This is a genomic window from Pseudanabaena sp. Chao 1811, assembly GCF_027942295.1.
Lineage (GTDB): Bacteria > Cyanobacteriota > Cyanobacteriia > Pseudanabaenales > Pseudanabaenaceae > Pseudanabaena.
On sequence record NZ_CP101416.1, the window covers coordinates 2,504,676 to 2,526,830 of the forward strand.

At 41.6% G+C, this 22,155-nt stretch carries 27 protein-coding genes; 10 read left to right on the forward strand and 17 right to left on the reverse strand.

Features of this window, described 5'->3' with window-relative positions; genetic code table 11:
- Positions 1-122 precede the first annotated feature (122 nt).
- Genes NMG48_RS11440 through NMG48_RS11450 form a run of 3 tightly spaced genes read left to right on the forward strand, consistent with a single transcriptional unit; the run spans position 123 to position 3,024 of the window.
- The gene (locus tag NMG48_RS11440; RefSeq protein ID WP_271251688.1) at positions 123-1,268 is read left to right on the forward strand and encodes a Re/Si-specific NAD(P)(+) transhydrogenase subunit alpha; all 1,146 of its coding nucleotides are present in this window, start codon (positions 123-125) and stop codon (positions 1,266-1,268) included.
- A gap of 46 nt (positions 1,269-1,314) precedes the next feature.
- Positions 1,315-1,605 (forward strand): NAD(P) transhydrogenase subunit alpha, encoded by a 291-nt coding sequence (locus NMG48_RS11445; protein ID WP_126385158.1) that lies wholly within the window; start codon positions 1,315-1,317, stop codon positions 1,603-1,605.
- Between the two features lie 18 nt (positions 1,606-1,623).
- Positions 1,624-3,024 (forward strand): NAD(P)(+) transhydrogenase (Re/Si-specific) subunit beta, encoded by a 1,401-nt coding sequence (locus tag NMG48_RS11450; RefSeq protein ID WP_345961258.1) that lies wholly within the window; start codon positions 1,624-1,626, stop codon positions 3,022-3,024.
- A 64-nt stretch (positions 3,025-3,088) separates the two neighbouring features.
- On the opposite strand, the gene NMG48_RS11455 is transcribed toward NMG48_RS11450, so the two are convergent.
- Together NMG48_RS11455 and NMG48_RS11460 are read right to left on the reverse strand one after the other, a co-directional pair.
- The gene (locus tag NMG48_RS11455; RefSeq protein ID WP_126389975.1) at positions 3,089-3,529 is read right to left on the reverse strand and encodes an RrF2 family transcriptional regulator; all 441 of its coding nucleotides are present in this window, start codon (positions 3,527-3,529) and stop codon (positions 3,089-3,091) included.
- Positions 3,530-3,725: 196 nt separating this feature from the next.
- A complete protein-coding gene (locus NMG48_RS11460) occupies positions 3,726-4,142 on the reverse strand; it encodes a hypothetical protein (protein WP_271251690.1) in 417 nt (138 codons plus the stop codon).
- A 32-nt stretch (positions 4,143-4,174) separates the two neighbouring features.
- Between NMG48_RS11460 and xseA the strand changes: the two genes are divergently transcribed.
- Both xseA and xseB read left to right on the forward strand, forming a co-directional pair.
- Positions 4,175-5,401, forward strand: a complete 1,227-nt coding sequence (xseA, locus tag NMG48_RS11465; protein ID WP_271251691.1) for an exodeoxyribonuclease VII large subunit — start codon at positions 4,175-4,177, stop codon at positions 5,399-5,401.
- On the forward strand, positions 5,385-5,600 hold the full coding sequence (gene xseB, locus NMG48_RS11470; RefSeq protein WP_271251692.1) for an exodeoxyribonuclease VII small subunit: 216 nt from the start codon (positions 5,385-5,387) through the stop codon (positions 5,598-5,600). Before xseA ends, xseB begins: the two co-directional genes overlap by 17 nt.
- Here xseB and NMG48_RS11475 read toward each other — a convergent pair.
- The 11 genes from NMG48_RS11475 to NMG48_RS11525 all read right to left on the reverse strand — a co-directional run bounded on the left by NMG48_RS11475 (position 5,578) and on the right by NMG48_RS11525 (position 16,257).
- Positions 5,578-6,126 carry a GGDEF domain-containing protein gene (locus NMG48_RS11475; RefSeq protein ID WP_271251693.1) on the reverse strand — a complete coding sequence of 183 codons (549 nt, stop codon included), beginning with the start codon at positions 6,124-6,126 and terminating at the stop codon, positions 5,578-5,580. The genes xseB and NMG48_RS11475 overlap by 23 nt on opposite strands.
- A gap of 634 nt (positions 6,127-6,760) precedes the next feature.
- The gene (locus NMG48_RS11480) at positions 6,761-7,132 is read right to left on the reverse strand and encodes a DUF5615 family PIN-like protein (protein ID WP_271251694.1); all 372 of its coding nucleotides are present in this window, start codon (positions 7,130-7,132) and stop codon (positions 6,761-6,763) included.
- Positions 7,116-7,358, reverse strand: a complete 243-nt coding sequence (locus NMG48_RS11485; RefSeq protein WP_271251695.1) for a DUF433 domain-containing protein — start codon at positions 7,356-7,358, stop codon at positions 7,116-7,118. The genes NMG48_RS11480 and NMG48_RS11485 overlap by 17 nt, the downstream gene beginning before the upstream one ends.
- 61 nt (positions 7,359-7,419) lie before the next feature.
- On the reverse strand, positions 7,420-7,617 hold the full coding sequence (locus tag NMG48_RS11490; RefSeq protein WP_271251696.1) for a hypothetical protein: 198 nt from the start codon (positions 7,615-7,617) through the stop codon (positions 7,420-7,422).
- A gap of 46 nt (positions 7,618-7,663) precedes the next feature.
- Entirely contained in the window at positions 7,664-8,734 is a 1,071-nt protein-coding gene (locus tag NMG48_RS11495) for a hypothetical protein (protein ID WP_271251697.1), read from the reverse strand.
- Positions 8,735-8,753: 19 nt separating this feature from the next.
- A complete protein-coding gene (locus NMG48_RS11500; protein WP_271251698.1) occupies positions 8,754-9,278 on the reverse strand; it encodes a hypothetical protein in 525 nt (174 codons plus the stop codon).
- 62 nt (positions 9,279-9,340) lie between these two features.
- Positions 9,341-9,811, reverse strand: coding sequence for a DUF29 domain-containing protein (locus NMG48_RS11505; RefSeq protein ID WP_271251699.1), 471 nt, complete (start codon positions 9,809-9,811; stop codon positions 9,341-9,343).
- 6 nt (positions 9,812-9,817) lie between these two features.
- Positions 9,818-10,276, reverse strand: a complete 459-nt coding sequence (locus NMG48_RS11510) for a DUF29 domain-containing protein (protein WP_271251700.1) — start codon at positions 10,274-10,276, stop codon at positions 9,818-9,820.
- A 128-nt stretch (positions 10,277-10,404) separates the two neighbouring features.
- Positions 10,405-11,715: a HEPN domain-containing protein gene (locus NMG48_RS11515; RefSeq protein ID WP_271251701.1), complete on the reverse strand. Its 1,311-nt coding sequence runs from the start codon at positions 11,713-11,715 to the stop codon at positions 10,405-10,407.
- 74 nt (positions 11,716-11,789) lie between these two features.
- On the reverse strand, positions 11,790-14,822 hold the full coding sequence (gene pruA / locus NMG48_RS11520; protein WP_271251702.1) for an L-glutamate gamma-semialdehyde dehydrogenase: 3,033 nt from the start codon (positions 14,820-14,822) through the stop codon (positions 11,790-11,792).
- Between the two features lie 328 nt (positions 14,823-15,150).
- The gene (locus NMG48_RS11525) at positions 15,151-16,257 is read right to left on the reverse strand and encodes a glycosyltransferase family 4 protein (RefSeq protein WP_271251703.1); all 1,107 of its coding nucleotides are present in this window, start codon (positions 16,255-16,257) and stop codon (positions 15,151-15,153) included.
- 221 nt (positions 16,258-16,478) lie between these two features.
- Here NMG48_RS11525 and ykgO point away from each other — a divergent pair, with 221 nt between their 5' ends.
- Positions 16,479-16,604 carry a type B 50S ribosomal protein L36 gene (gene ykgO / locus NMG48_RS11530; RefSeq protein ID WP_126385240.1) on the forward strand — a complete coding sequence of 42 codons (126 nt, stop codon included), beginning with the start codon at positions 16,479-16,481 and terminating at the stop codon, positions 16,602-16,604.
- Between the two features lie 55 nt (positions 16,605-16,659).
- Positions 16,660-17,253, forward strand: coding sequence for a PAP/fibrillin family protein (locus tag NMG48_RS11535; RefSeq protein ID WP_271251704.1), 594 nt, complete (start codon positions 16,660-16,662; stop codon positions 17,251-17,253).
- A 176-nt stretch (positions 17,254-17,429) separates the two neighbouring features.
- On the opposite strand, the gene NMG48_RS11540 is transcribed toward NMG48_RS11535, so the two are convergent.
- The gene (locus NMG48_RS11540; RefSeq protein WP_271251705.1) at positions 17,430-17,975 is read right to left on the reverse strand and encodes an ankyrin repeat domain-containing protein; all 546 of its coding nucleotides are present in this window, start codon (positions 17,973-17,975) and stop codon (positions 17,430-17,432) included.
- A 261-nt stretch (positions 17,976-18,236) separates the two neighbouring features.
- Here NMG48_RS11540 and NMG48_RS11545 point away from each other — a divergent pair, with 261 nt between their 5' ends.
- The 3 genes from NMG48_RS11545 to NMG48_RS11555 all read left to right on the forward strand — a co-directional run bounded on the left by NMG48_RS11545 (position 18,237) and on the right by NMG48_RS11555 (position 20,716).
- Positions 18,237-19,715, forward strand: coding sequence for a BCD family MFS transporter (locus tag NMG48_RS11545; protein ID WP_271251706.1), 1,479 nt, complete (start codon positions 18,237-18,239; stop codon positions 19,713-19,715).
- A gap of 191 nt (positions 19,716-19,906) precedes the next feature.
- Positions 19,907-20,203, forward strand: coding sequence for a Uma2 family endonuclease (locus tag NMG48_RS11550; protein ID WP_271251707.1), 297 nt, complete (start codon positions 19,907-19,909; stop codon positions 20,201-20,203).
- Between the two features lie 18 nt (positions 20,204-20,221).
- Complete coding sequence (locus tag NMG48_RS11555; protein ID WP_271251708.1) at positions 20,222-20,716, forward strand: DUF29 domain-containing protein; 495 nt, start codon at positions 20,222-20,224, stop codon at positions 20,714-20,716.
- 324 nt (positions 20,717-21,040) lie between these two features.
- Here NMG48_RS11555 and NMG48_RS11560 read toward each other — a convergent pair whose 3' ends face one another.
- The 3 genes from NMG48_RS11560 to NMG48_RS11570 all read right to left on the reverse strand — a co-directional run bounded on the left by NMG48_RS11560 (position 21,041) and on the right by NMG48_RS11570 (position 22,066).
- A complete protein-coding gene (locus NMG48_RS11560) occupies positions 21,041-21,346 on the reverse strand; it encodes a hypothetical protein (protein ID WP_271251709.1) in 306 nt (101 codons plus the stop codon).
- Between the two features lie 80 nt (positions 21,347-21,426).
- On the reverse strand, positions 21,427-21,858 hold the full coding sequence (locus NMG48_RS11565) for a type II toxin-antitoxin system VapC family toxin (RefSeq protein WP_271251710.1): 432 nt from the start codon (positions 21,856-21,858) through the stop codon (positions 21,427-21,429).
- Positions 21,830-22,066: a hypothetical protein gene (locus tag NMG48_RS11570; RefSeq protein WP_271251711.1), complete on the reverse strand. Its 237-nt coding sequence runs from the start codon at positions 22,064-22,066 to the stop codon at positions 21,830-21,832. Before NMG48_RS11570 ends, NMG48_RS11565 begins: the two co-directional genes overlap by 29 nt.
- Positions 22,067-22,155: the final 89 nt, after the last annotated feature.

Below are 22,155 nucleotides of genomic sequence, written 5' to 3' on the forward strand. Positions count from 1 at the left end.
TTATCCTTAAATAAATGTTTATATTATGACCACTTCCAACAGATTTGATAGTAATCCATCTATAAAGGATGTGATGTTCTGTTGAGTGCAGAAATTGAACATACGTGAATTAAGGTGCATGAATGAAGATAGGCGTTATCAAAGAAATAGAATTTGGTGAACGTAGAGTCGCGCTAATTCCTGAAGTTGTTAGTCGCTTGACCAAAAATGGTTTAGAAGTCTTAGTCGAGAGTCATGCTGGTGAATTATCCTTTTTCGCGGATTCTGCCTATACAGAAGCAGGAGCCAAGATTATTACCGATAAAAGCACTCTCATCAACGAATCAGATATTCTGCTTAAGGTGGGAGCACCTCGCGAAGAAGAAGTGAGCATGTTCAAACAAGGACAAATCACCATCGGCTTTCTCAATCCATTAGGAAGACCCGAACTCATTCGCCGTCTTGCCCATCAGGGAGTCACCGCTCTGAGTATGGAGATGATCCCCCGCAGTAGTCGCGCCCAAAGTATGGATGCGCTCTCTTCACAAGCCTCGATCGCAGGTTACAAGGCTGTACTCCTCGCCGCCGCCGCCCTACCGAAATACTTACCGATGCTAACCACCGCCGCAGGCACGATCCCGCCTGCTAAGGTCGTGGTATTGGGTGCAGGGGTGGCAGGACTTCAGGCGATCGCTACAGCCCGTCGTCTCGGCGCTCAAGTCGAAGCTTACGATATCCGTCCTGCGGTGCGGGAAGAAGTACAGAGCCTCGGTGCAAAGTTTATTGATGTAATTCTGCAAGAAGATACTACAGCCGCAGGTGGCTATGCTAAGGAGATTTCTGAGGCGGCAAAGCATCATGCTCAGGTGGTTTTAGCGAAACATATCAAGGAAGCTGATATCGTGATCACCACTGCCCAAGTCCCCGGACGCAAAGCCCCTGTGATGGTTACGGAAGCCATGATTTCGCAAATGCGGCGCGGTTCGATTATTGTCGATCTCGCAGGTGAGCAGGGTGGTAATTGCGAAGGAACGGTTGCAGGTAAGGATGTGATTTCCCACGGTGTAACCATCATCTCGCCAATTAATTTGCCCGCCACAATGCCCATCCATGCTTCTCAGAAATATGCGAAGAATTTACTCAATCTTCTCAATCATTTAATTAAGAAAGGCGAACTGCATCTTGATTTTGCCGATGACATTATCAGCAGTACTTGCATTACCCACGCTGGCGAAATTCTCAATCAGCGCGTGAAAGATGCTCTATCACCATTAGCAGTTACCGCCTAGCCATACCCTAGCCCCTTTCTCTAGGGGAGAGGGGAATCAAAAAACTATGAATGAATCATTAATTAGCGCTCTATTTGTCTTTGTACTTGCTTCCTTTGCAGGATTTGAAGTAATTAACAAAGTTCCTCCGACATTGCATACACCGCTAATGTCAGGTTCCAATGCCATTTCAGGAATCTCAGTCATTGGCGCTCTCATCGTCGCAGGTAGCGATGTAAATCCTAATCTCTCCGTAGTTCTCGGACTAATTTCAGTGGTCTGCGCCACCATCAACGTTGTCGGCGGCTTTCTAGTCACCGATCGCATGTTGCAAATGTTCAAGAAGAAAGAGGCATAAATTGCGATGTTAGAGAATATCTCGAACTACATACCAACTGGGATTCAGTTAACTTACCTAGTTGCAGCCTCACTCTTTATCGTCGGTCTCAAACAGATGGGATCACCAGCCACTGCGCGTCAGGGCAATTTGCTAGGAGCGATCGCCATGTTACTTGCCGTCGTGGCAACATTACTCGATAAGCAAGTTTTGAGCTATGGCTTGATTTTAGTGGCGATCGCGATCGGTTCCATCATTGGTGCGCTGATTGCCTACAAAGTTGCCATGACCGATATGCCGCAGATGGTCGGTTTACTGAATGGATTAGGTGGTTTAGCGTCTTCTTTAGTTGCTGTGGGGGCATATTGGCAAGTCATCAGTCATGGGCAAACCCTTGCCCTAGCCGATAACCTGTCGATTATCATCAGTATCCTCATCGGCAATATTACCTTTACAGGCAGTATGGTTGCCTTCGCTAAATTACAGGGGATCATTAAGGGCGCACCGATTCGCTTTGCCTATCAGCAGACGATCAACATTCTCCTGTTAGCTGCCTTTGTCTTTGGTTCGATTCTCTTAATTATCAATCCTGCCGATCTTGCGGGCTTTATTGGGATTAATGTCGTTTCCCTCCTCGTCGGTGTGCTGTTTGTGATCCCCATCGGTGGTGGTGATATGCCCGTGGTGATCTCACTGCTTAACTCCCTTTCAGGGGTTGCCGCCAGTGCCGCAGGCTTCGTGGTGATGAACAATGTGTTGATTATTTCGGGCGCACTAGTTGGTGCATCAGGTTTAATCCTCACCCAGATCATGTGCAAAGCCATGAACCGTACCCTCACCAATGTGCTATTTAGTGGCTTTGGTTCCCCCGTTGCTGCTAGCGGCGATGCGGATGACAATACCAATAAGAGCGTCAAAACCATCGATCCCGAAGAATGCGCGATGATGTTGGGCTATGCGCGATCGGTCGTCATTGTCCCCGGTTATGGCATGGCAGTTGCCCAAGCGCAGCACGCTGTCCGCGAATTGTCCGATATGCTCGAGCGCAAAGGCGTTGAAGTAAAGTTTGCGATTCATCCTGTGGCAGGACGGATGCCCGGACATATGAATGTGTTACTCGCTGAAGCAAATGTTCCCTATTCGCAACTCTATGACATGGATGATATTAATACTCAGTTTGAGAATACTGATGTCGTCTTGATTATTGGTGCTAACGATGTGGTTAATCCTGCGGCACGGACTAATCAAGCTAGTCCTATTTACGGAATGCCCATTCTGGAAGTGGATAAAGCTAAAAATGCGATCGTGATTAAACGCGGTATGAGTGCAGGTTTTGCTGGTGTAGAGAATGATCTGTTCTATCAGCAAAAAACAATGATGCTCTTTGGTGGAGCCAAGGACATGGTGGGCAAGCTTGCCAATGAGTTAAAGCAGATATAAATAATCAAAAAGAAAGTAGCTCCCAAAGGGAGCTACTTTCTTTTCATGATCGCAAATATCAAGCTTAGATGTAATACATAGTGGTGGCGATTTGGCGTTGGCGTTGGCGATCGCAAAGATCCTTCAGCGTACAGCTATCTAAAACATGAGCAGCCGCCTTTTGAGCAGCTTCCCAAGCTTCACGAATTACCGACAGAGATGCACTCTCTTGACCTGATTTGCTATTGTTTTCCGCGATCGGATCGTAACCTTCGATGCCCTGAATAATTTCCAATAAGCTAATTTCCCAAGGCTCACGCGCCAAAATATATCCCCCTTTTGAGCCACGCTGACTTTTAACCAGACCCTGCCGCTTGAGAGTAGCCAGCAATTGCTCTAAATAGCGATCGGGAATATTTTGCTGATGGGCAATTTGCCGAATTTGGAGAGGTTGATCGATCGCAAAGTTACTGGCTAACTCGAGCATCGCCAAGATTGCATATTCACTCTTTAAAGAAAGTTCCACAAGTGTCTGTAACTCTTATTTTTGAAGGTGTTTTTAAAGCTTATTTAAAATTCAGGTAGTGGTAATCCATAACAAAAAGTGTTAGATGATCCCCAACTACTGCATCCTATGATACTACGGCATAACACTGTAAATTCTGGATTTAATTGTGATTTTAAAGCCATGCGCGTCGCGTAATGCTTCAAAATTGTTCTAACTATCTTGGTGTAAATGGCTGGATATAGCGGCTATTAGCGCGGACAAAGCAGACATCTTCCACATTTTTGCCCCGTACTGGCATCCAAGGTCTACCATTTTGATCTAGGGCATTAACTAAAACTTCATCGGAACCACCTCGATATACCTCTACCTCTAGTAAAGCCCCTGCATCATAGATCCGCATGATCGAACTATCGATACTTGCCGATCGCCTACAGTTCAGCCCATCAACCCTCACTAGCCAGAGCGATCCCGCCGATAGCTTAGAATCTCTACTAGTTGCCTGCACCATTGTTTCATTTCTAAAGTAGTTGCCTTGCAAGTCAGCTTGGGCTTGGACTGCGGCTGGCAAGACTCCAAGGAGCAGCATAGAATAGGTCAGAGATTTAAAAAAGTATTTGGAAAGAGTTTTCATATTAGGAGATCGCAGGATGAGCAGTGGGTTGTATGGGTAGTTCTAAAAATGCGATGACGGTAGCTAACTTGACGCAGGCAATTACGCTTTTGTTGCGCGAAGAAATTGGCATTGTGCGCGTAACGGGGGAAATTTCAGGCTTCACGACGGCTGCTTCTGGACATCGCTATTTTACCCTTAAGGATGAGTCCGCTCAGATCGACTGTGTGATGTGGGCAAGCCGCAGTTTGTCCTTTCGTCCTAAAAATGGAATGCAGGTCGTGGTGCAGGGACGATTAACGGTATATGCCCCGCGTGGTCGCTATCAAATCGATTGCGATCGCATGACTGCCGCAGGTGAAGGTGATTTATATCTAGCCTTTGCCGCACTTAAGGAAGAATTAGCGGAACGTGGCTATTTCGATCCTGAACACAAACGCGATATTCCCAGCTTGCCCCTCAAAATTGGTGTCGTCACTTCACCAACGGGAGCCGTAATTCAAGATATTCTCAGCACATTAAATAGGCGATCGCCCCATTGTCAGATTTATCTATGTCCTGCCACTGTCCAAGGTGAAACTGCCCCCGATGAGATTGCAGGAGCGATCGCTGCTTTGCAAAATACCAATGCCGATGTCTTGATTGTGGGGCGTGGCGGTGGTTCCATCGAGGATCTGTGGGCATTTAACACTTTGCCTGTCGCTGAAGCCATTTATCATTCGCGCATTCCCATTATTTCCGCAGTGGGGCATGAAACGGATTTCACGATCGCTGATTTCGTCGCCGATGTACGAGCAGCAACACCGACGGCGGCGGCGGAAATTGTGTCTCAATGCGATCGCGATACGCTCTTGCAACAGCTCGACTTTTGGGAAAATCGCCTCACCCGTAGCGTGCAGCAGGAAATGCAAAATTATCGCCAAAGGTTAAATTCCCTCACTAATAGCTATGCTCTGCAAAACTTTAGCGATCGCCTCCATGATCGGGCTCAACAGTTAGACGAAGCCGAGCAATCAATGCAAAAGTCCCTCGCTCGTCATCTCCGCCAATCCGCCACTAAACTCGATAGTATCACCGCCCATTTGCGATCGCTACATCCTTTATCCCCATTACAGCGTGGTTTTGCGCTCTTAAAAGTAGGCGATCTTTTACTGACTAATGATCAATCTCTCTCAGAATTTGCGGAGACATTTGCTAAAGTGGAAATCGTGAGAAGTTCTGAAATCGCCCAAGTTAGCATCGAGAAAGTAATCGAGAAAGTATATGACCGAACTGAATGATGTTAAAAAAAATCTAGAAGATCTCTCCTTTGAGGAACAATTACAACGCCTCGAAGAAATTGTGGAAATTCTCGATGATGGTGAAGCGGCTCTAGATGAAATGCTAGCGCTCTACGAAGAAGGAATGCAGCGATCTCAGCATTGCCGTGAATATCTAGAAAAAGCCGAACAGAAAATTACTCTGATTCAGAATTCCTAACTAAAGCGACAACACCGCCCAATAGAGGTTTTCCTGCTCTAAATAATATTTCATCAATAGCCCTATACAAATCCTCATAAGTTGTCCCATCTTCAGGATAAAAAGCAACCCCACAAGATACCGTTAATGGATAATGAACTTCTAAACGACTGCGATCGCGCATCCCATAGAATCTTCTCAATGGAGGCATATGAGCAAAAGTTTGATTAACGGCTTTACAAATTTGCATGACTAATGCGACCACTTCTGCTATGTTCAAATCCTTGAGCAGAATTGTAAACTCATCTCCAGCAGATCGAAAAACATCAACACCATTTGGTACATTCTGGCAAAGTAAGTCAGCAATCTGTTTCAGCTTTTCATCGCCTTCAACATGACCATAGAAATCATTGAAATAGATTAATCCATCGACATCAATTAGGATTAATCCAAAGCGCGAGTTGGCTTCAGAATATTCATCAAAGCATTTTTGCAGAGATTTGCGATTCTTCAATCCAGTTAACCCATCATACTCTGAGACATTCATTTACATATCCCATCCCAATATTCATCAGGTTGAGCAATTCCGCCAAATGTAATGACTTTCTCTAATGCCATAAAGTCAGTCTATGCTAAACCTAGAGAATTGTTCTCCAAATCAAAAACTTCTATCTCATATTACTGCTAATCATGGCAGGATATCCCATTGACAGAGCAAATAATTCTCCATAGGTGAGCGCGATTTCTTTACCCGCACAATATGCTGTATAGTTGACTCATAGGGCTTGAGAGTTCCGTAGACAAAAATATGACAGAGACTTGAGAGTTCCGTAGACAAAAATATGATAGAGATCTGTATCTGAATTATTAGTCATAAATGTTTCACTAAACTTGCGAATATCCAAGCACTGAATAGTTATTAAAGAACTGACGACCTCAATCAACTTTCATTTGGTGCAGTGCTTAATTTCTTGCATTGTTGCATCATCGTGATCGCTATTCGGCATTTGTTTGATTGCTTCTAAAATTTGAGTTTTAATCATAGTTTTTTGAATGAGCTAGAGTAAAAAATCGCCTCTTGTAACCACAAACTGCGATCGCGATCGCACAGCGTGGATTTTTGCTCAATAGTCTGGGTCATAGGTTTAGGCGATGAAATACATCATTTAGGTGAGAAGTATTCAACTATGGATTAATGGCAGTTTGCGGATGCGAACGCGATTAGAGTCAATGGTGATGGCAGATCCGTTTTGTAAATCTTCGGTACATTCAATTATTACTGCTAACAACAACTTTTTCAGTGCCTCAGCTTTTAAACCTTCAATCCGAATCCGAATGACTGATGGAGATGTTAATTCATTTAGAGCAATTAAGGTATGAAAATCTGCGTCTAGTGTAACAACTATACGATTGTCTTGATCTGCTCTTGTGATGATGTCTAAATCTTCAGATTCAGACATAGCGATTTCGCCAACATGGACAGCATCAATATTTGACTCTCGCAGTAATATTGCCGCCGAGCGCGGTAAACCTTGATCAAGCAGCAGTTTCATAGGTACTTGGTAATTGAATGATGCGATCATCAAGATAAGATGAGACGAAGATTAGTGCTTGTCTAATGTCTTCTTCTTCTAGTTCTGGAAATTCTTGATATAGTTCGGCACGATCGCTATAGATTGCTAGTAGTTCCATTAAGCGACGGACTGTAATGCGGAGGTTGCGAATACAGGGCTGTCCATTCATCCGTTTAGGATTGACAATAATGCGATCGAGTTTCATAGGTGTTATTCAACTACTTTTGATACTATTTTAGCTTTAGTCATCAATATTCAAAACAACGCTAAAATTTATCGACAAACTCAGTTAGGTGGCTATTTTCAGCATAGAAGGGGCGCATGATTTCAGCAGCTTCCTTTAAGCTAAGTTTTTCTGGTTTGTCTATGTCTTGCCATAGCATCTTTAAGGCAAATTCGATTACCTCTAGGCGATCGCTATTTGGCATTTGTTTGATTGCTTCTAAAATTTGAGTTTTAATCATAATTTTTTATTTATCGATTGTAATTAAATCAAAATAAGATTACTTCCTAAGAATAAAACTCAGGTAATGATGACCAATCATAAAACTTAATTGAATCCCATATTTTTAACAATATAAATTCGATAAATGAATGAAAAAAACTGTTATCTGAAAAGGATTTATTTGAAAGGAGTGGATCTTTGCATAATTCTTTAAGCATATCAACGCTGAAACAAGATATATTTTTAATTCCTGTCTCTCGTCTTAGCTTGATTTTTTGACTATCCTCTAAAATATTCAAACCAAAACATTCTCTAATAGTTGATATTTCTACAGGATTCCAAATTGAATCAATATTTAAAGGTAGCTGTGAATCTCCCCATATTATTTCTGCAAGAAAGTCCCTTTTCATTTCATATGAACTACTTTGAATATATTTAAAAATTCCTTCTAGTTCTTGACAATGAGATTTAATAAGGGTTTGCACTGAAATATTTTTATTTGTCTCATCTATCTTCTTATTTTTAAAAAAGACATTATCCATATAGCTAGGCTGAGATAACAAGTGTTTTTCAAAATCTATAATTTTACTTTTTATGTATCTATAAGCTTGACTTAATTCAAGAACTTTGGAAGCAGCTTGTATTAATAAAAATGGATCTGGATGTACTTTACTTATCCTTGAATTAACACCAATTTGTCTGTGTAAAGATTCTTCATTTAAAAACATTATAGGTTCTGCTAAATCATCATTATTCCTTAGGTTAAGAAAGTGTAGATGGTGTTCAAATGAATAGATTTCAGAAATATTTTTTGATTGATAGTGATGCAGACATTGTATAAAGGAAGTTTCTAATTTCTTCCTTTTTTGACCTTTTGATGAATTATCTAAGATTGACAGCTCTTTTTTTGAATTAATATAGAAATCAACTCGTAATGAACAATCATCTAAATTGCCGTTAGGATGAATAAATGCTGGACTAACTAAACTCCCATTTCTTGTAAATCCTGATCTCCAATGGAGTGTGGCGTTACATTCAGGGCATTGAAATATTTTGCTAAAGTCAGAATGTTTTACATCTTCAGCATCAATTAGGACTCTATGTGAATTATCAATTATCAAAAAAGCTTTTTTCATGCATTTTCTCAATCAAAAATTATAGTTTAACCTCTTTTAATAACTGCGAAATTACAGGCTTAAACTCCTCAATTTTGTCAATATCTACATCACTATTATACTTGCGGATACTAAGAAGTTTATTAATAAGTATTTCTCCTTCTTTGGGATTAAAATTATTATAAATTACTAGCATTAGTTCCCGATCAAATATTTTAACAATTGTATTTGTGGATGATTTTACAAATTTTTTTATAACTTGATTTTGCGTCTTTAGATCTTGTTCGGATTTTGAAGATACAAGATTTTGAGACATCCAATTTTTTAAATGCTCAATTGCTTCCTCTATTTCCTTATCCATTTCCTGTTTTATGCCACAATACTTAGCCTTATAGCCCACTCGGTTATTTTCTTGCATCAAATAGTTGCGTGACCATTCCTCAAAAATAGGTTTATATGTTTTGTCAGCAACTTTTTTTGTAAACTCTTTGGCTAACACTGCCATAGCCTTTCGTTGTTCTAACGATGCAGCAACTTCTACATATTGTCTAGATTCAGATGACATTATATTCCTACCTGTTCTTGGGTATGCCTTATCTAATTACTCAATTCCATCAAAAGGTGTATTTAAATTTCTTCCCAGAAGTCAAGATTGAGTATATCGTCAATATTTCGGCTAAACTGCCATATTTTAGGAAAATTCACAGATTTATAATCTGGATGAACCTTCACAACCTTTAGCGCATCATCAAAAGCTTTTTGAAATAACTCAGGACTATTGATATAGCCTTTTAAACTTGGAGACTGTTCGAGAATATCTTGAATATCGTTGCGAGTCCTGACAATTGTAATAACCCACCCCGCATAGTCATACTCACTCTTGACATAGCAGCACTTGAGAATATGCTCAATGAGTGTAGTCAATCTCCGCTTGAGTTCACGCCTATCTCTACCCGCCAAACCCTCTAACTCCTCAATTAAATTTTCGACATCAAGATTTTGAAAATCACCTGCTTTTAACTTCGCGATCGCCTCTTCTAACCACAAATTAAGATCGCGATCGTATAGCGTGGATTTTTGCTCGATAGTCTGAGTCATAGGTTTTTAAATAGTTGTCCAAAAATTTAAGTTTAAGACCTTCTTAGTATCTCGACTAAACTGCCATACATCAGGAAAATTAGTGTCAGGATATTCTAGCCTTACGAGTTTGAGGGCAGTGTCAAAAGCACGTTCAAAAACCTGTGAGAAATGACCTTTCAGACTGGGAGACTGCTCTAATAGTGTAGTTAATTCGGCCCTTTGATTAACGATTGTAATTTCCCAACCTCGATAACACTCAGGCAGATTTACATAACAACGTTTGAGGATATGTTCAATCAATCTAGTCAAACGTGACTCTACTTCGCGCCGATCTCTACCCGCCAAACCTTCTAACTCCTCAATTAAGTTTTCGACATCTAAATTTTGAAAATCACCTGCTTTTAACTTCGCGATCGCCTCTTCTAACCACAAATTAAGATCGCGATCGTATAGCGTGGATTTTTGCTCGATAGTCTGGGTCATAGGTTTAGGCGATGCGATACAGCATTTATAGAGTATATCCCAAAGAACAAGGGGTTGAAGCCCCTTGCCTGATTTTAATTGCTCAATCCAATCAATCGGCACAACGCCTTGATACTGAGTGTTTCAGACTATTTTCTAAGTAATAACTCCCAGCCAAAACTTTTATGATAGGGACGTTCTTGTCGCTCAATTCCCGACAGCCAAAAAATTACATTTCGATATAATTTTGCAAGCTCATTATTAAGATTGACAAGATTATCAAAACCTAATTTTTTTAGAGTTTTACTAATAGAACTAGAATCCCCACCATGTACTATTGCTGACCTAATGTTATAAACTTCCTTCATTAATGTCTGTGCTTCGGTAAATTTACGATTATTATCTACTTCACACAATATGGCTGCGCCATTAAGAGAGAACCTATATGCTAGTTCAGCTTTGTTGCTTTTTCCATCTACGGTTTGCAATAATGATTCCCAAGCAATTACAAAATCAACAATTTGTTCTTCAGATATAAGTTCATCGAGTCCAATCAGAAATCTTGAAAAGGAACGCTCTAAAACATTATCACCAGATATGTTTTTAACTATAGAAAATGCTCTTTTTAAATCATCGATATCAGCAACGCTTAAAACAACTTTGTCAGTAGTATATTTAGGAGCTGGTCTAATAGTAGACATTTCACCTGTTAAAGTGCTATAAAATCTTATAGGATAAATATAAAATCTACCATGCCGACATAACTTGATAGATTTAACCACATTATCTAATTTATAAATCAAGTCATTTTGCCAATTCATATTCATAATATTATATCCAAGACTAATTGGATAATGTTCTTTGATTTTTATTTCTACATTAGAATCTGAGTAATCTAGAATAGCAGGATAAATCCCAAATTCATTAATTAGAGGTTGTCGTTCGTTAATAGCCTGTTGATCAAGACGTATCAAAGAAATATCTGATTCAACTTCAATTAACTCAGATTCAAGTCTTACCCCGTGAAGACGACCAATAAGAGTAATTTCATCAACTCCACTATTAATATTAGCTATTAGTCGATTGGATTCATTTATAAGTTTTGTTGAATCAAAATATTTTTCTGGCTTTAAGAATGCAGCTTTCATTAATCTATATATGATATTTTCTGGTTGTATTCCATAGTAATCACCATAATATGAAATCATATTTTGTATGCTTTCACTGTTCTCGATATACCCCCTAAATCTTTTATAAATAGATTCATCTTTCAAAGAATGAATTGTGTAAAGAATAATGTCATTAATTAATTCTACGGATGAAAGTGTCATGTTTTTTCTGCCGTCCTCTTCATCAGTTAGAATCCATTTATGAGTAATATTTATTTGGGTTCTAGCAAGTTTATAATTTGCAATTGCACAAATATTATGTGCAATTTCTGGCAGGTCAAAGTTATTCATAAAAGCCTCATTTTAAAACAGTAAATGCTGGGAGTTGGTGTTAGCAATTCTAACATCAACTCCTATTAACTTAATTACTCAATCCCATCAAGAGGTGCAAAGCCTTGACGCTGAGTATTTTCTGTGATTGACCTTGGCTCTAGGAACTGCAATAGATAATCGCGTCCGCCAGCTTTGGAACCGATACCGCTTAGCTTGAAACCGCCGAAGGGATGGCGATCTACCAATGCGCCTGTGATGCCGCGATTAATGTAGAGATTGCCCACTTCAAACTCGCGATAGGCGCGTTCGATATGGGAAGGAGTACGCGAATATAAGCCGCCTGTGAGCGCGAAGTTTGTACCGTTTGCGATCGCTAATGCCTCATCAAAACTCTGTGCCTTGATTACCGCCAATACGGGACCAAAGATTTCCTCTTGGGCGATCGCACTGTCAGGATCGACATCGCTAAAGATCGTTGGTGGTACATAGAAACCGTGATGGGGAACTTCTCCTTCAAAGGCAAGTTTGGCGGTTTCTTTGCCCTTGGCGATGTAGTTGAGAATGTTCTTCTGGGCGGCTCCATCGATCACAGCGCTGAATTTGGTGTCAGGGAGATGGGCTTCACCAACCTTTAGCGATCGCGTGGCTTCTACCAGACGCTCTAGGAAGTTGTCGTAAACGGGTGCGAGGACGATCGCTCTGGAACAAGCGGAACATTTTTGACCAGCAAAACCGAAGGCGGAATTCATTACGCCCACTACCGCTTGATCGAGGTCGGCGCTTTCATCGATGATGATGCCATTTTTGCCGCCCATTTCCGCAATCACTCGCTTCATGTGCTTCTGCTTAGGTCGCAAAATGGAAGCTTCGGTGACGATTTGACAGCCGACTTGTTGCGAACCTGTGAAGGCGATCAGATGCACATCGGGATGTTTGACCAAATGGGAACCAACGGTGGAACCTTTGGCGGGAAGATAGGTAAATACGCTTGTGGGTAAACCTGCGGCTTGCAAGACTTCGGCGATCTTTGCGCCAATTACCGAGGACTGTTCGGCGGGTTTGAGAATTACCGTATTTCCTGCGGCGATCGCACCTACGCTCATCCCCAAGGCGATCGCAAAGGGAAAGTTCCAAGGCGAAATTACTACTACCACGCCGCGAGGTTGATAGATGTAGGTATTATCTTCCCCAGGGAGATTGCGCTGTACGCCCGATTCGAGACGTTCCATTTCCTTGGCATAGTAGCGGCAGAAATCGATCGCTTCAGAAACTTCGCCATCACCTTCGCGGATCGGTTTGGCAACTTCCCAACAGATCCACGCAACTAATTCTTCGCGCTTCTCTTCCATGATATCAGCAGCTTTGCGGAGAATATCACCCCGTTCCTTAGCACTGAGTTTTTTCCATGACGAGAAAGCATTTTTCGCAACTTGAACTGCTGCTTCGGCTTGGTCGATGCTGGCTAAACCGATTTTGCCGACTACCTGCGAAGAGTTAGCAGGATTAACGGATTCGATATAGGTTTCTGTTTCTACTGCTTGACCATTGATGATTGGCAAATAGGTTTTCCCAAGTTGATTGCGAACTTTTTCTAATGCAGTTTGGGCGGCTTCACGCTCTTGATCAATCGCATAATCCCGATCGCTGGCATTGACAAAACCATCAAAAATATTTAAAGCAGGTGCGCCATTGTAATTTTGATCCCGTTCCGTCTTTACAGGAGCCGCAATCAACTTACTGATATCGCTACCTTCTCCACTAATTCTTAAAAAGGAACTATTGGCGGTATTTTCCAACAGGCGGCGAATCAAGTAAGACATTCCGGGAATCAAATCACCAAAGGGGCAGTAGACGCGCACACGATAGCCCATATCCGCGATCGCCTTAGCAAATTTATCACCCATGCCATAGAGACATTGAGTTTCAAAGGCACGACTGGGAATATTTAGGGTTTGGACAATGGCGATCGCTTTGGCTAAAGACCTCGCATTATGGCTACCAATCGCCGCATAGAGATATTGATGATTTTCTAAGAGAATCTGAATTAAGCGCTCGTAATTGGCATCGGTGGAAACTTTATCGGAGAAGACTGGTAAAGCCCAACCCTGTTGATAGGATCGAATCGTTTCGCGATCCCAATAGGCTCCTTTGACTAGGCGTACTGTTACGGGTTTACCGCGCAATTTTGCCCATTCCACTAAATCACGCAAATCCTGTTCACTGTCGCGCAAATAGCCTTGTAGCGTAATCCCTACATCCGTGCGATCGCGGAATTCTGGTTCCATTAGGACTTGCTTGAGAATCTGCAAAGTGAGCGATTTGAACTCATACTGCTCCATATCAAAATGGATGCCACAACCTAAAGCTTGAGCTTTACGCAATAAAATTCTGGCAGGTTCGCTGACTTTCTCTGTGGTTTTGACGGGATCAAGAGGATCGAATTGAGAATAGAAAGCGCTCAATTTTACAGAAACTTGAACCCGTTTGAGTTCTTCACCATCCGCCTTATCAATCTGATCAATTAAGCCCCAAGCCTTTGCCTTGCCCGACAAATCCTCCATCATCGCAATGTAGCGATTGAGATATTCACCTGCTTCTAGTTCGCTAATCACTGCCTCACCGAGCAAGTCCATCGTAAAGGCAAAGCGATCGCGCCGCAGTTTCTCAATGGATTTGGTCGCCTCTGATAGGTTCTCACCGCAGATATAGCGCTTAGCGAGGGTTGCCACTGCGGTTGAGAGTGTGGTCGCTGCTGCCGTTGCAGGAATCGAATTAGGATTGTCGGTACTGAAATTTAATAAAGCCCGCAGAGCAGGAACTTCCACCGCATCACTAGCGAGATATTCCTGCATATGTCTTGCAATCTCGGCTTTGCTCTGTAATGCTGGCAAGCAATCGATCAAGCGGAATAATTGCACTCGCAATCCTTCATTTTCCATTGTCCAAGCCATCAGCTTGTCATCAAGGCGCAATTCATCCTTAATTTGCGATAACTTCGACCAAAAAGAACTTTTCTCATTGCCACTTAAAATCTTCTTGGCGATTTCCTGTGTCTTCGCTTCATATTTAGAGACATCTAGGGAAGTGTCAAAACTTCTACCTGCTTGCTGCGTTTGACTAACCACGACTTTATATCCATAATCCTTGCAATCAATTAGTATAGCCAGCAACCATCCTGAACTTATTTTAAGCTTTTTTAGTTAAAGTTAGAAACTGAGAGTCATTGATTCGCTCTATATAAGGTTTAGCAGCGATCGCTATAGTTTAAAAGTTAAGTTGAATTGTAGAGAAGTCCTGACAAAAAGAGGAGGTAATGTTATGCAGATTACGGATACTTGCAACCCAGTTATACCGATGATGACAACTATATAAAACGAAACTAGATCTTGTGTCATCTGCTAAAAAGAATTAAAAAAAGAGAAAGAGATTCGGTACAAAGTACCGAATCTCTTTTTAACGATCGCTAACTTGAGAAGCTTGTTCTTTTTGCGATCGCTCTTCTTTAGCTTTGATACGTTGCCACACCTTCCAACAGGCATAAACCATTAATAAAGTACTAATCGCTGCGTAGGTTCCCCCTGCTGGCATTCCTGAGATTGCCATCGCAATACTACCAACCCATAGGGTGAGAGCATAGATAAATAAAACTGTGAGGCGTTTGGATACACCTGCTTGGACAAGGCGATGGTGTAAATGCTGTTTACCCGCCGCCATTGGGGACTCACCTCTGCCAATACGCTGCAAAATTACTGCTGTCGCATCCACAATTGGTACAGCCAGAATCATGTAGGGCATAATTAGGGCAACCGTTGCCACAGCCTTAACTAAACCAATAACACTGACCCCTGCGAGAGTAAAGCCCAAAAAGTATGCGCCACCATCCCCCATAAAGATTTCCGCCGAACTTTTCGGTTTGAAGTTGTAGCGCAAAAATCCTAAACAACCACCTGCTAGTGCTGCTGCAATCAAAGCTGCCGCAGGTTGCTGCATAAATAGACTGGTGATTAAAATTACTGCGGCGGCGATGGTCGTTACACCTGCGGCAAGTCCATCGAGTCCATCAAGCCAATTGATCGCATTTGCCATGCCAGAGAGCCAGACCATCGTGATTGGTAAACTGAGCCATCCAAACTTGATAATGCCCAGAAATGGAACGGAGATAAAGTCAATGCGCACGCCCACGCGCCAAGCGGCAGCAGATACCGCTAACTGGGCAATTAATCGCGGTAATGGCGGTAAGTTAAATAGATCATCCGCAAATCCGATTAAGAAAAAGGCTGCTCCACCAATTGTTACGCCCCAGACTTCATATTCTCTAGTTTGGGGCAAGATGCCAAAATATCCGCCTACCCAAACTAGTAATAGGGCAGTGACACTTCCTAAAAAAATTGCTACTCCCCCTACCCGCACTACAGGAGTGGTGTGCATCTTGCGATGATTGGGCTTATCTACTAATCCTGCTTTAAGTCCGAAATGTCGAATAATCGGCGTACTCAGCCACACCACGATCGCAGATACTGCAAAGGCGACCAAGTAAGGAATGGCAGTTGGATGCAGCATTACAAAAATAAAATTTAATGTTGAGGTTGGTCAAATTTATGCTTGCAAGCATAGCATTGGATTGGCTAAACGCACACTTTAAAACCCATAATTGTAAGGAGGGTGGGATAAAGAGCGTAAAGCCTGTCTAAATTTAGGTTTTAAGATTTACGCCCCAAATCATGTTAGAATTAAAAGCCGTGTGAAAATTTTCATCATAAGTAAACGTTAGGGATTAATCCATGAAAGTTGTTAGCTCCCTCAGATCGGCAAAAACTCGCCATAAGGACTGCAAAGTTGTACGTCGTCGCGGCAGAATCTATGTCATTTGTAAGACAAACCCAAAGTTCAAAGCTCGTCAAGGGTAAACCAAAAAATAAAGGCAACGCATCGCGTTGCCTTTATTTTTTATAGAATAAGATCATGACTAGTAATACTCGCAAAGCAAATCTATTTAATGCGATCGCCCCTGTGAATCGCGGATTGAATATGTCGGAAGATCAGCGCAAAGCAATTTTTTCGGCAGTTGCCTATCTTGAAGAGTTAAACCCTACGCCTGCACCGACCCAAGCTCCTGAATTATTAGATGGTAATTGGTTGTTGCTATTTACAACGAGCCAAGAGTTGTTAGGGATTGATCGCTTTCCACTTTATAAACTAGGCAATATCTATCAGTGCTTGCGCGTAGATGAAGGTAAGATTTTTAATGTTGCCGAAATTAAGGGTTTGCCGTTATTAAGTGGATTAGTAAGTGTCTGTGCCAATTTCTCTGTGGTTAATGAGAAACGGGTTAAAGTGAATTTTGAGAGATTAGTAGCTGGTTCCCAAACCTTGGTGGGCTATCAGGATGTCAATAGTTTTATTGATACTTTGCGATCGCCTAAGAAATTATTAGCGATCGACTTCCAAATTAAGCGCGAAGATCAGAAGGGTTGGCTGGAAACCACTTATCTCGATCAAGACTTACGAATTGGTCGCGGTAATGAAGGAAATTTATTCGTTTTGCGAAAAGTATAAAACAACGCGAGTTCAGGATAATTTGAAACGGGATTTGAGAGAGGGTTGGCGTAGCACACCCTCTCTCAAATCCCAAAAGTAAAAGCCTTGCGTAGCAAGGCTTTTACTTTTGGGTTTTAAAATTTGCCAGCTTAACCTGAACTGCCGTTAAAACAAGAGGGCAAGACGCTCTTGTTTTATTGACGGGTAGCGCTTCGTAAAATTGCTACCGTCTCCTCTTGTTTGCCATCCCATGCCCACATGATCGCTGTCCAGCCATTACGATCTTGAGCATTAAGTCTTGCGCCTGAGGCGATTAGCGATCGCACAATTTCGCCATAGCCTTGCCCTGCTGCCCACATGAGGGGAGTCCAGCCATATTTATTACGGGTGTTGGGATTTGCTCCTGCGGCTAGCAAAACTCTCACCACATCGGTATGTCCATTCATCGCTGCCCATAATATTGGTGTCCAGCCATATTCATCACGGACATTCACATCGGTGGCTTGGGAAATTAGCGATCGAACCTCAGCAGGTTTTCCATTTTTAGCTGCAATTAGCAATTTTTCATTGAGATTCTGCTTAATTTCTGCTTGTTTAACCTGTTGACTGGATGCAATACGCTGAGGTTGGATATTTTGAGGTACTTCATCTGCATAAACACCTGCATTGATATGGTTGCTAAAGCATAGAACTACACTAACAAACAATAAAAAACTGGAGTTTCTTAAAACAGAATTCATAGGTTTATCCCTAATGCAAATTTAGGATGATCAGTGCTTGGTGCGGATGATCCCAATATCTAGATCGATTAGAGTCTATGAATTTGTCTCGCGATCGCCTAGAGCAATTCTGCGGAAGTTTGAGAGCAAAAATTAAAACCTAGAAGCATTGCGTTGTGTTATTGCTTCTAGGTTTTGTGAACCTGAGTGCCGTTAGCTCTCAAAGTGCAGGATAATAATTTTTTTATTGATTTTTATTTCAATCGCAAAAGATATCAGATCATGGATAACCAAGTGGATATAGCAGAGCTAGATTTAGAACCCAAACCGCCGAAACTGCCACTGATTCAGATGTTTCGGATCGGTCTATTTCAGATGGGTTTAGGGATTATGTCTCTACTGATTGCAGGACTACTCAATCGTTTGATGATTAATGAACTGACGATTCCTGCGACCCTCGCCGCAGGCTTTATTGCCATGCCTCTGTTTGTCTCACCCACTCGTATCTGGTTTGGACAGACCTCCGATGCCAAAACTATATTTGGAACCCATCGCTCAGGTTACGTTTGGATTGGGGCGGTGGTATTTGCGATAATTGCCTTTTTAACTACACAGGTGATGTGGCAGTTAGGGCGCAGTGTCCATGAGATTGGCTGGAATGGCATTACCTATGGATGGGCGATCGCCTTAGGTGCAATGTTTGCTATCTATGGCATGGCAATTAGTTTTAGTTCCACTCCCTTTGCGGCTTTGTTAGTGGATATCTCTGACGAAGAGGAACGCTCAAAATTAGTGGGCATCGTCTGGTCAATGCTGATGGTGGGGATCGTGATTGGGGCGATCGCGGTTTCGAGATTGTTACCTTGTACTGAAGCACCGCCAAGCAATGTTTCTATTTTTGCCAATAGCGATCGCCTTGCCCAGCTCCAAAAAGCGATTAATTCAGTATTTTTGATTATTCCGACCGCAGTAGTCGCGCTCTCCTTTGCAGCTACCTATGGCATTGAACAAAAATATTCCCGTTACAAATTACGGGTTGCTCAAAATCACATTCTCAATGGAACTACTGCTACAGAGGACAAGCTCAGTCTTGGTAAGGCTTTGAAAGTTTTGACTGCAAGCAAACAAACGGGATTATTCTTCTCCTTCTTGCTGATGATGACCATTGGTATTTTTATGCAAGATGCGATTATGGAACCCTTTGGCGGTGCAGTATTCGGTATGAGTATTTGCGCTACAACCCAACTTAATGCTGCTTTTGGAACTGGTACTTTAATTGGTCTCAGTTCTTCAGGATTTTTAATCGTTCCCAAACTCGGTAAAGAGAAATCCACAAGATTAGGATGCTATCTAGTAGCGGCAAGTTGCGCTCTATTATTAGTATCTGGCTTTATCCAAAAGACTTGGGCTTTGCAAGCTTCCCTAGCTCTATTTGGCTTTGCTTCAGGAATTACGACTTCGGGCGCATTGAGTCTCATGCTTGATCTGACGGCTGCCGAAACTGCGGGTACTTTTGTCGGTGCTTGGGGATTGTCTCAGGCGATCGCTAGAGGACTAGCGACAGTCATAGGTGGCGTGATACTAGATGTTGGCAAAAAAATCTTTAGTGATTCCAATACATTTGCCTATAGTTTTGTGTTTGTTTGCGAAGCCTTAGTGATGATTCTCGCTGTATGGTTCCTCAGTCGGGTGAATGTCCAAGAGTTCCGTACAGATGCTAAACAGGCGATCGCGACAGTATTCGCCAACGAGATCGATTAATATAGCGCTTTTCAAGCAAGTGAGATACAGAGGATTGTGTCCCCGACACAATCCTCTGTATCTCACTACATCTTAGCTTGCATAGCAAAAGTGCGATCGCTCAAACAATGTCTTCTGTCCAAGCTTCAGGTATGCCAAAATCTAAGGTTGTATAATGGTATGGAAATTTAGCAGCAAAAGCAGCAAAAATTATGCGATCATCGATTCATATTTTCTCCGTTGAGGAATATTTAGAATCAGAGAGTAAGAGTGAAGTTCGCTATGAGTATCTGGGCGGTCAGGTATTTGCGATGGCTGTGGGGAGCAAGGCTCACAATATCATTACTTTAAATATTGCTATTCGTTTACGTTCTCTGTTACGGGGTAACTCTTGCGATGTTTTTATGTCGGATATGAAGGTCAAGTTATCTGAATTACCTTTTTCTATCTTGATTTTCAATGTAAATGTCTTTTTTGATTATGTTACTCTCAAAATTAATTGCGAATAAAACTTTGAGGAAAAGCTGATGACACAGGCTTACTTAGAGACACAGGATATTAACGAAACCGAAAATAATTCCCTTGATTCACTTACCAATCTCTATGAAAGTGATTTTAATCTCTGGGTTGAGGCAACAGCTCAGATATTGCGTGAGGGCAGATTAGCGGATCTAGATGTGGTGAATTTACTCGAAGAAGTGCAATCGATGGGAAATAGTGACAAACATGCTTTAAGTAGCGATTTAGTCGTGGTTTTACTACATTTGCTGAAATGGCAATATCAACCGAATAAACGCACAAGAAGTTGGGAAAAAAGTATCGCTGAGCATCGTCGTCGCATCGATGAACGCTTTGAAGCTAGTCCTAGTCTGAAAAGATATTATTTGCAAATATTTGATAAATGCTATCGAAATGCAAGGAAACAAGCCAAAATTGAAACAAGATTGCCTTTAGTGCATTTTCCTGAGGTTTGTCCCTTTACTTCTGAGCAGGTACTTGATGAAGACTTTTTGCCTGAATAGGCGATCGCCCGACATCACTTGCAAAGTCATTAATGAATGATGTATCAATGAATATTATCAAGGTTCTTTTCTCCACTCATGTACAGGTCAATGTTAGCAGCAAAGTCAACTGGAGCTTGAATTTTGATGTGTTTAAGGTGGTTTAATATGCCTGTTTTAGGGTTTGCTGCGGATTTGGCGTTTACAAATTGATTATTGAACATATTTTTGTAAAAATTCTTTTGGGGTAAGACATTGAAATTCTTCTGTTTGTTCGACAAGAGCGCGAATTAGCTTTTGTGTCGAGAAATATTGATTTGGGCAAACTAGGCATTGATTTTTCCGTCATTTAAGACATTGTTCTCTTTCAGTTGCTAATTCCTGTTTTACTTCCTGAATTAGTTGCATTATTTTGTCGGGTGAGTCATAGCCAGATTTTGTAAAGAGTTGATGGGACATTGCTGCGAATCGTTCGGCTGACAAGTTCTCTCTCCGATCGCTAATTCCTATTAAAGCTTGAAACATTTCCAAACTTAACAAGACTGCTTTTTGCTGATCTTCTTGGACTAGGGTTATGGCTTCGCGTTTAGAGGTTGCCTGTTGGATTAGCTGAGAAAGCTCTTGATTATCGCGAACAGTTGCTTCTAGCATAGTTTTTGTTTTTGGGAGACATTCATAGTTTTATTTTACCTGCGATCGCCTATCAGCACATCTACAATGCGATCGCCATATTATTTCAATAATGCTCTAAATCCTGCTTGGTTAAAATGTTCATCCGCAGTTAACGCATTGGCAATTCCTCGATTTTGCATGACTACGAATGAAATGCAGTCAACCAGTCCCCATTCTTTATCTTGACGACTTCTGAATAACTGAAAGGCGGCACTATACAGTTCATTTGTCACAGGAATTATCTCAACATTTGGATCTAATTCAAGGGATTCGAGAAGTTGAATTGCGCCAGCTCTATATTTTTGTTTAGAAAGCGCATTGCCAATTTCTAACAAAATCGCTTGAGTGGTTATCAGTCTTATGTTTTGGGTTTCAATCTGTTCGGCAAGTTCAACTGCTTTTGCATGATTTTGATCTGTAATTGCAGATAGGGCGATCGCAAAGGATGTATCTAAAAAGACTTCACGCATTTTCTGAAATATTTTCTCCATACAAGTACTGGTCTAGATTTTCCGACCAGTCTGGTTGACCTTGCAATTTTAAAGATTTAGCAGTTTGTAAGAATGATTTTTGGGTAGGCTTGTTATCAGGTAATAAGCTTTCAACAATAATTCTTACTCTCGTACCTGATTTGATGTTTAAGGGGACTTCAGGGACAAGGGCTTCACCATCGAACAGAGCATCTAAGGTTTGAATCATGGCTTTTTGCTTATGCTGCTTTGTTATCATTATATCGCTTGCTCGCCTATCAGCACATCTACAATGCGATCGCTCAAAAAAGTCTTCTA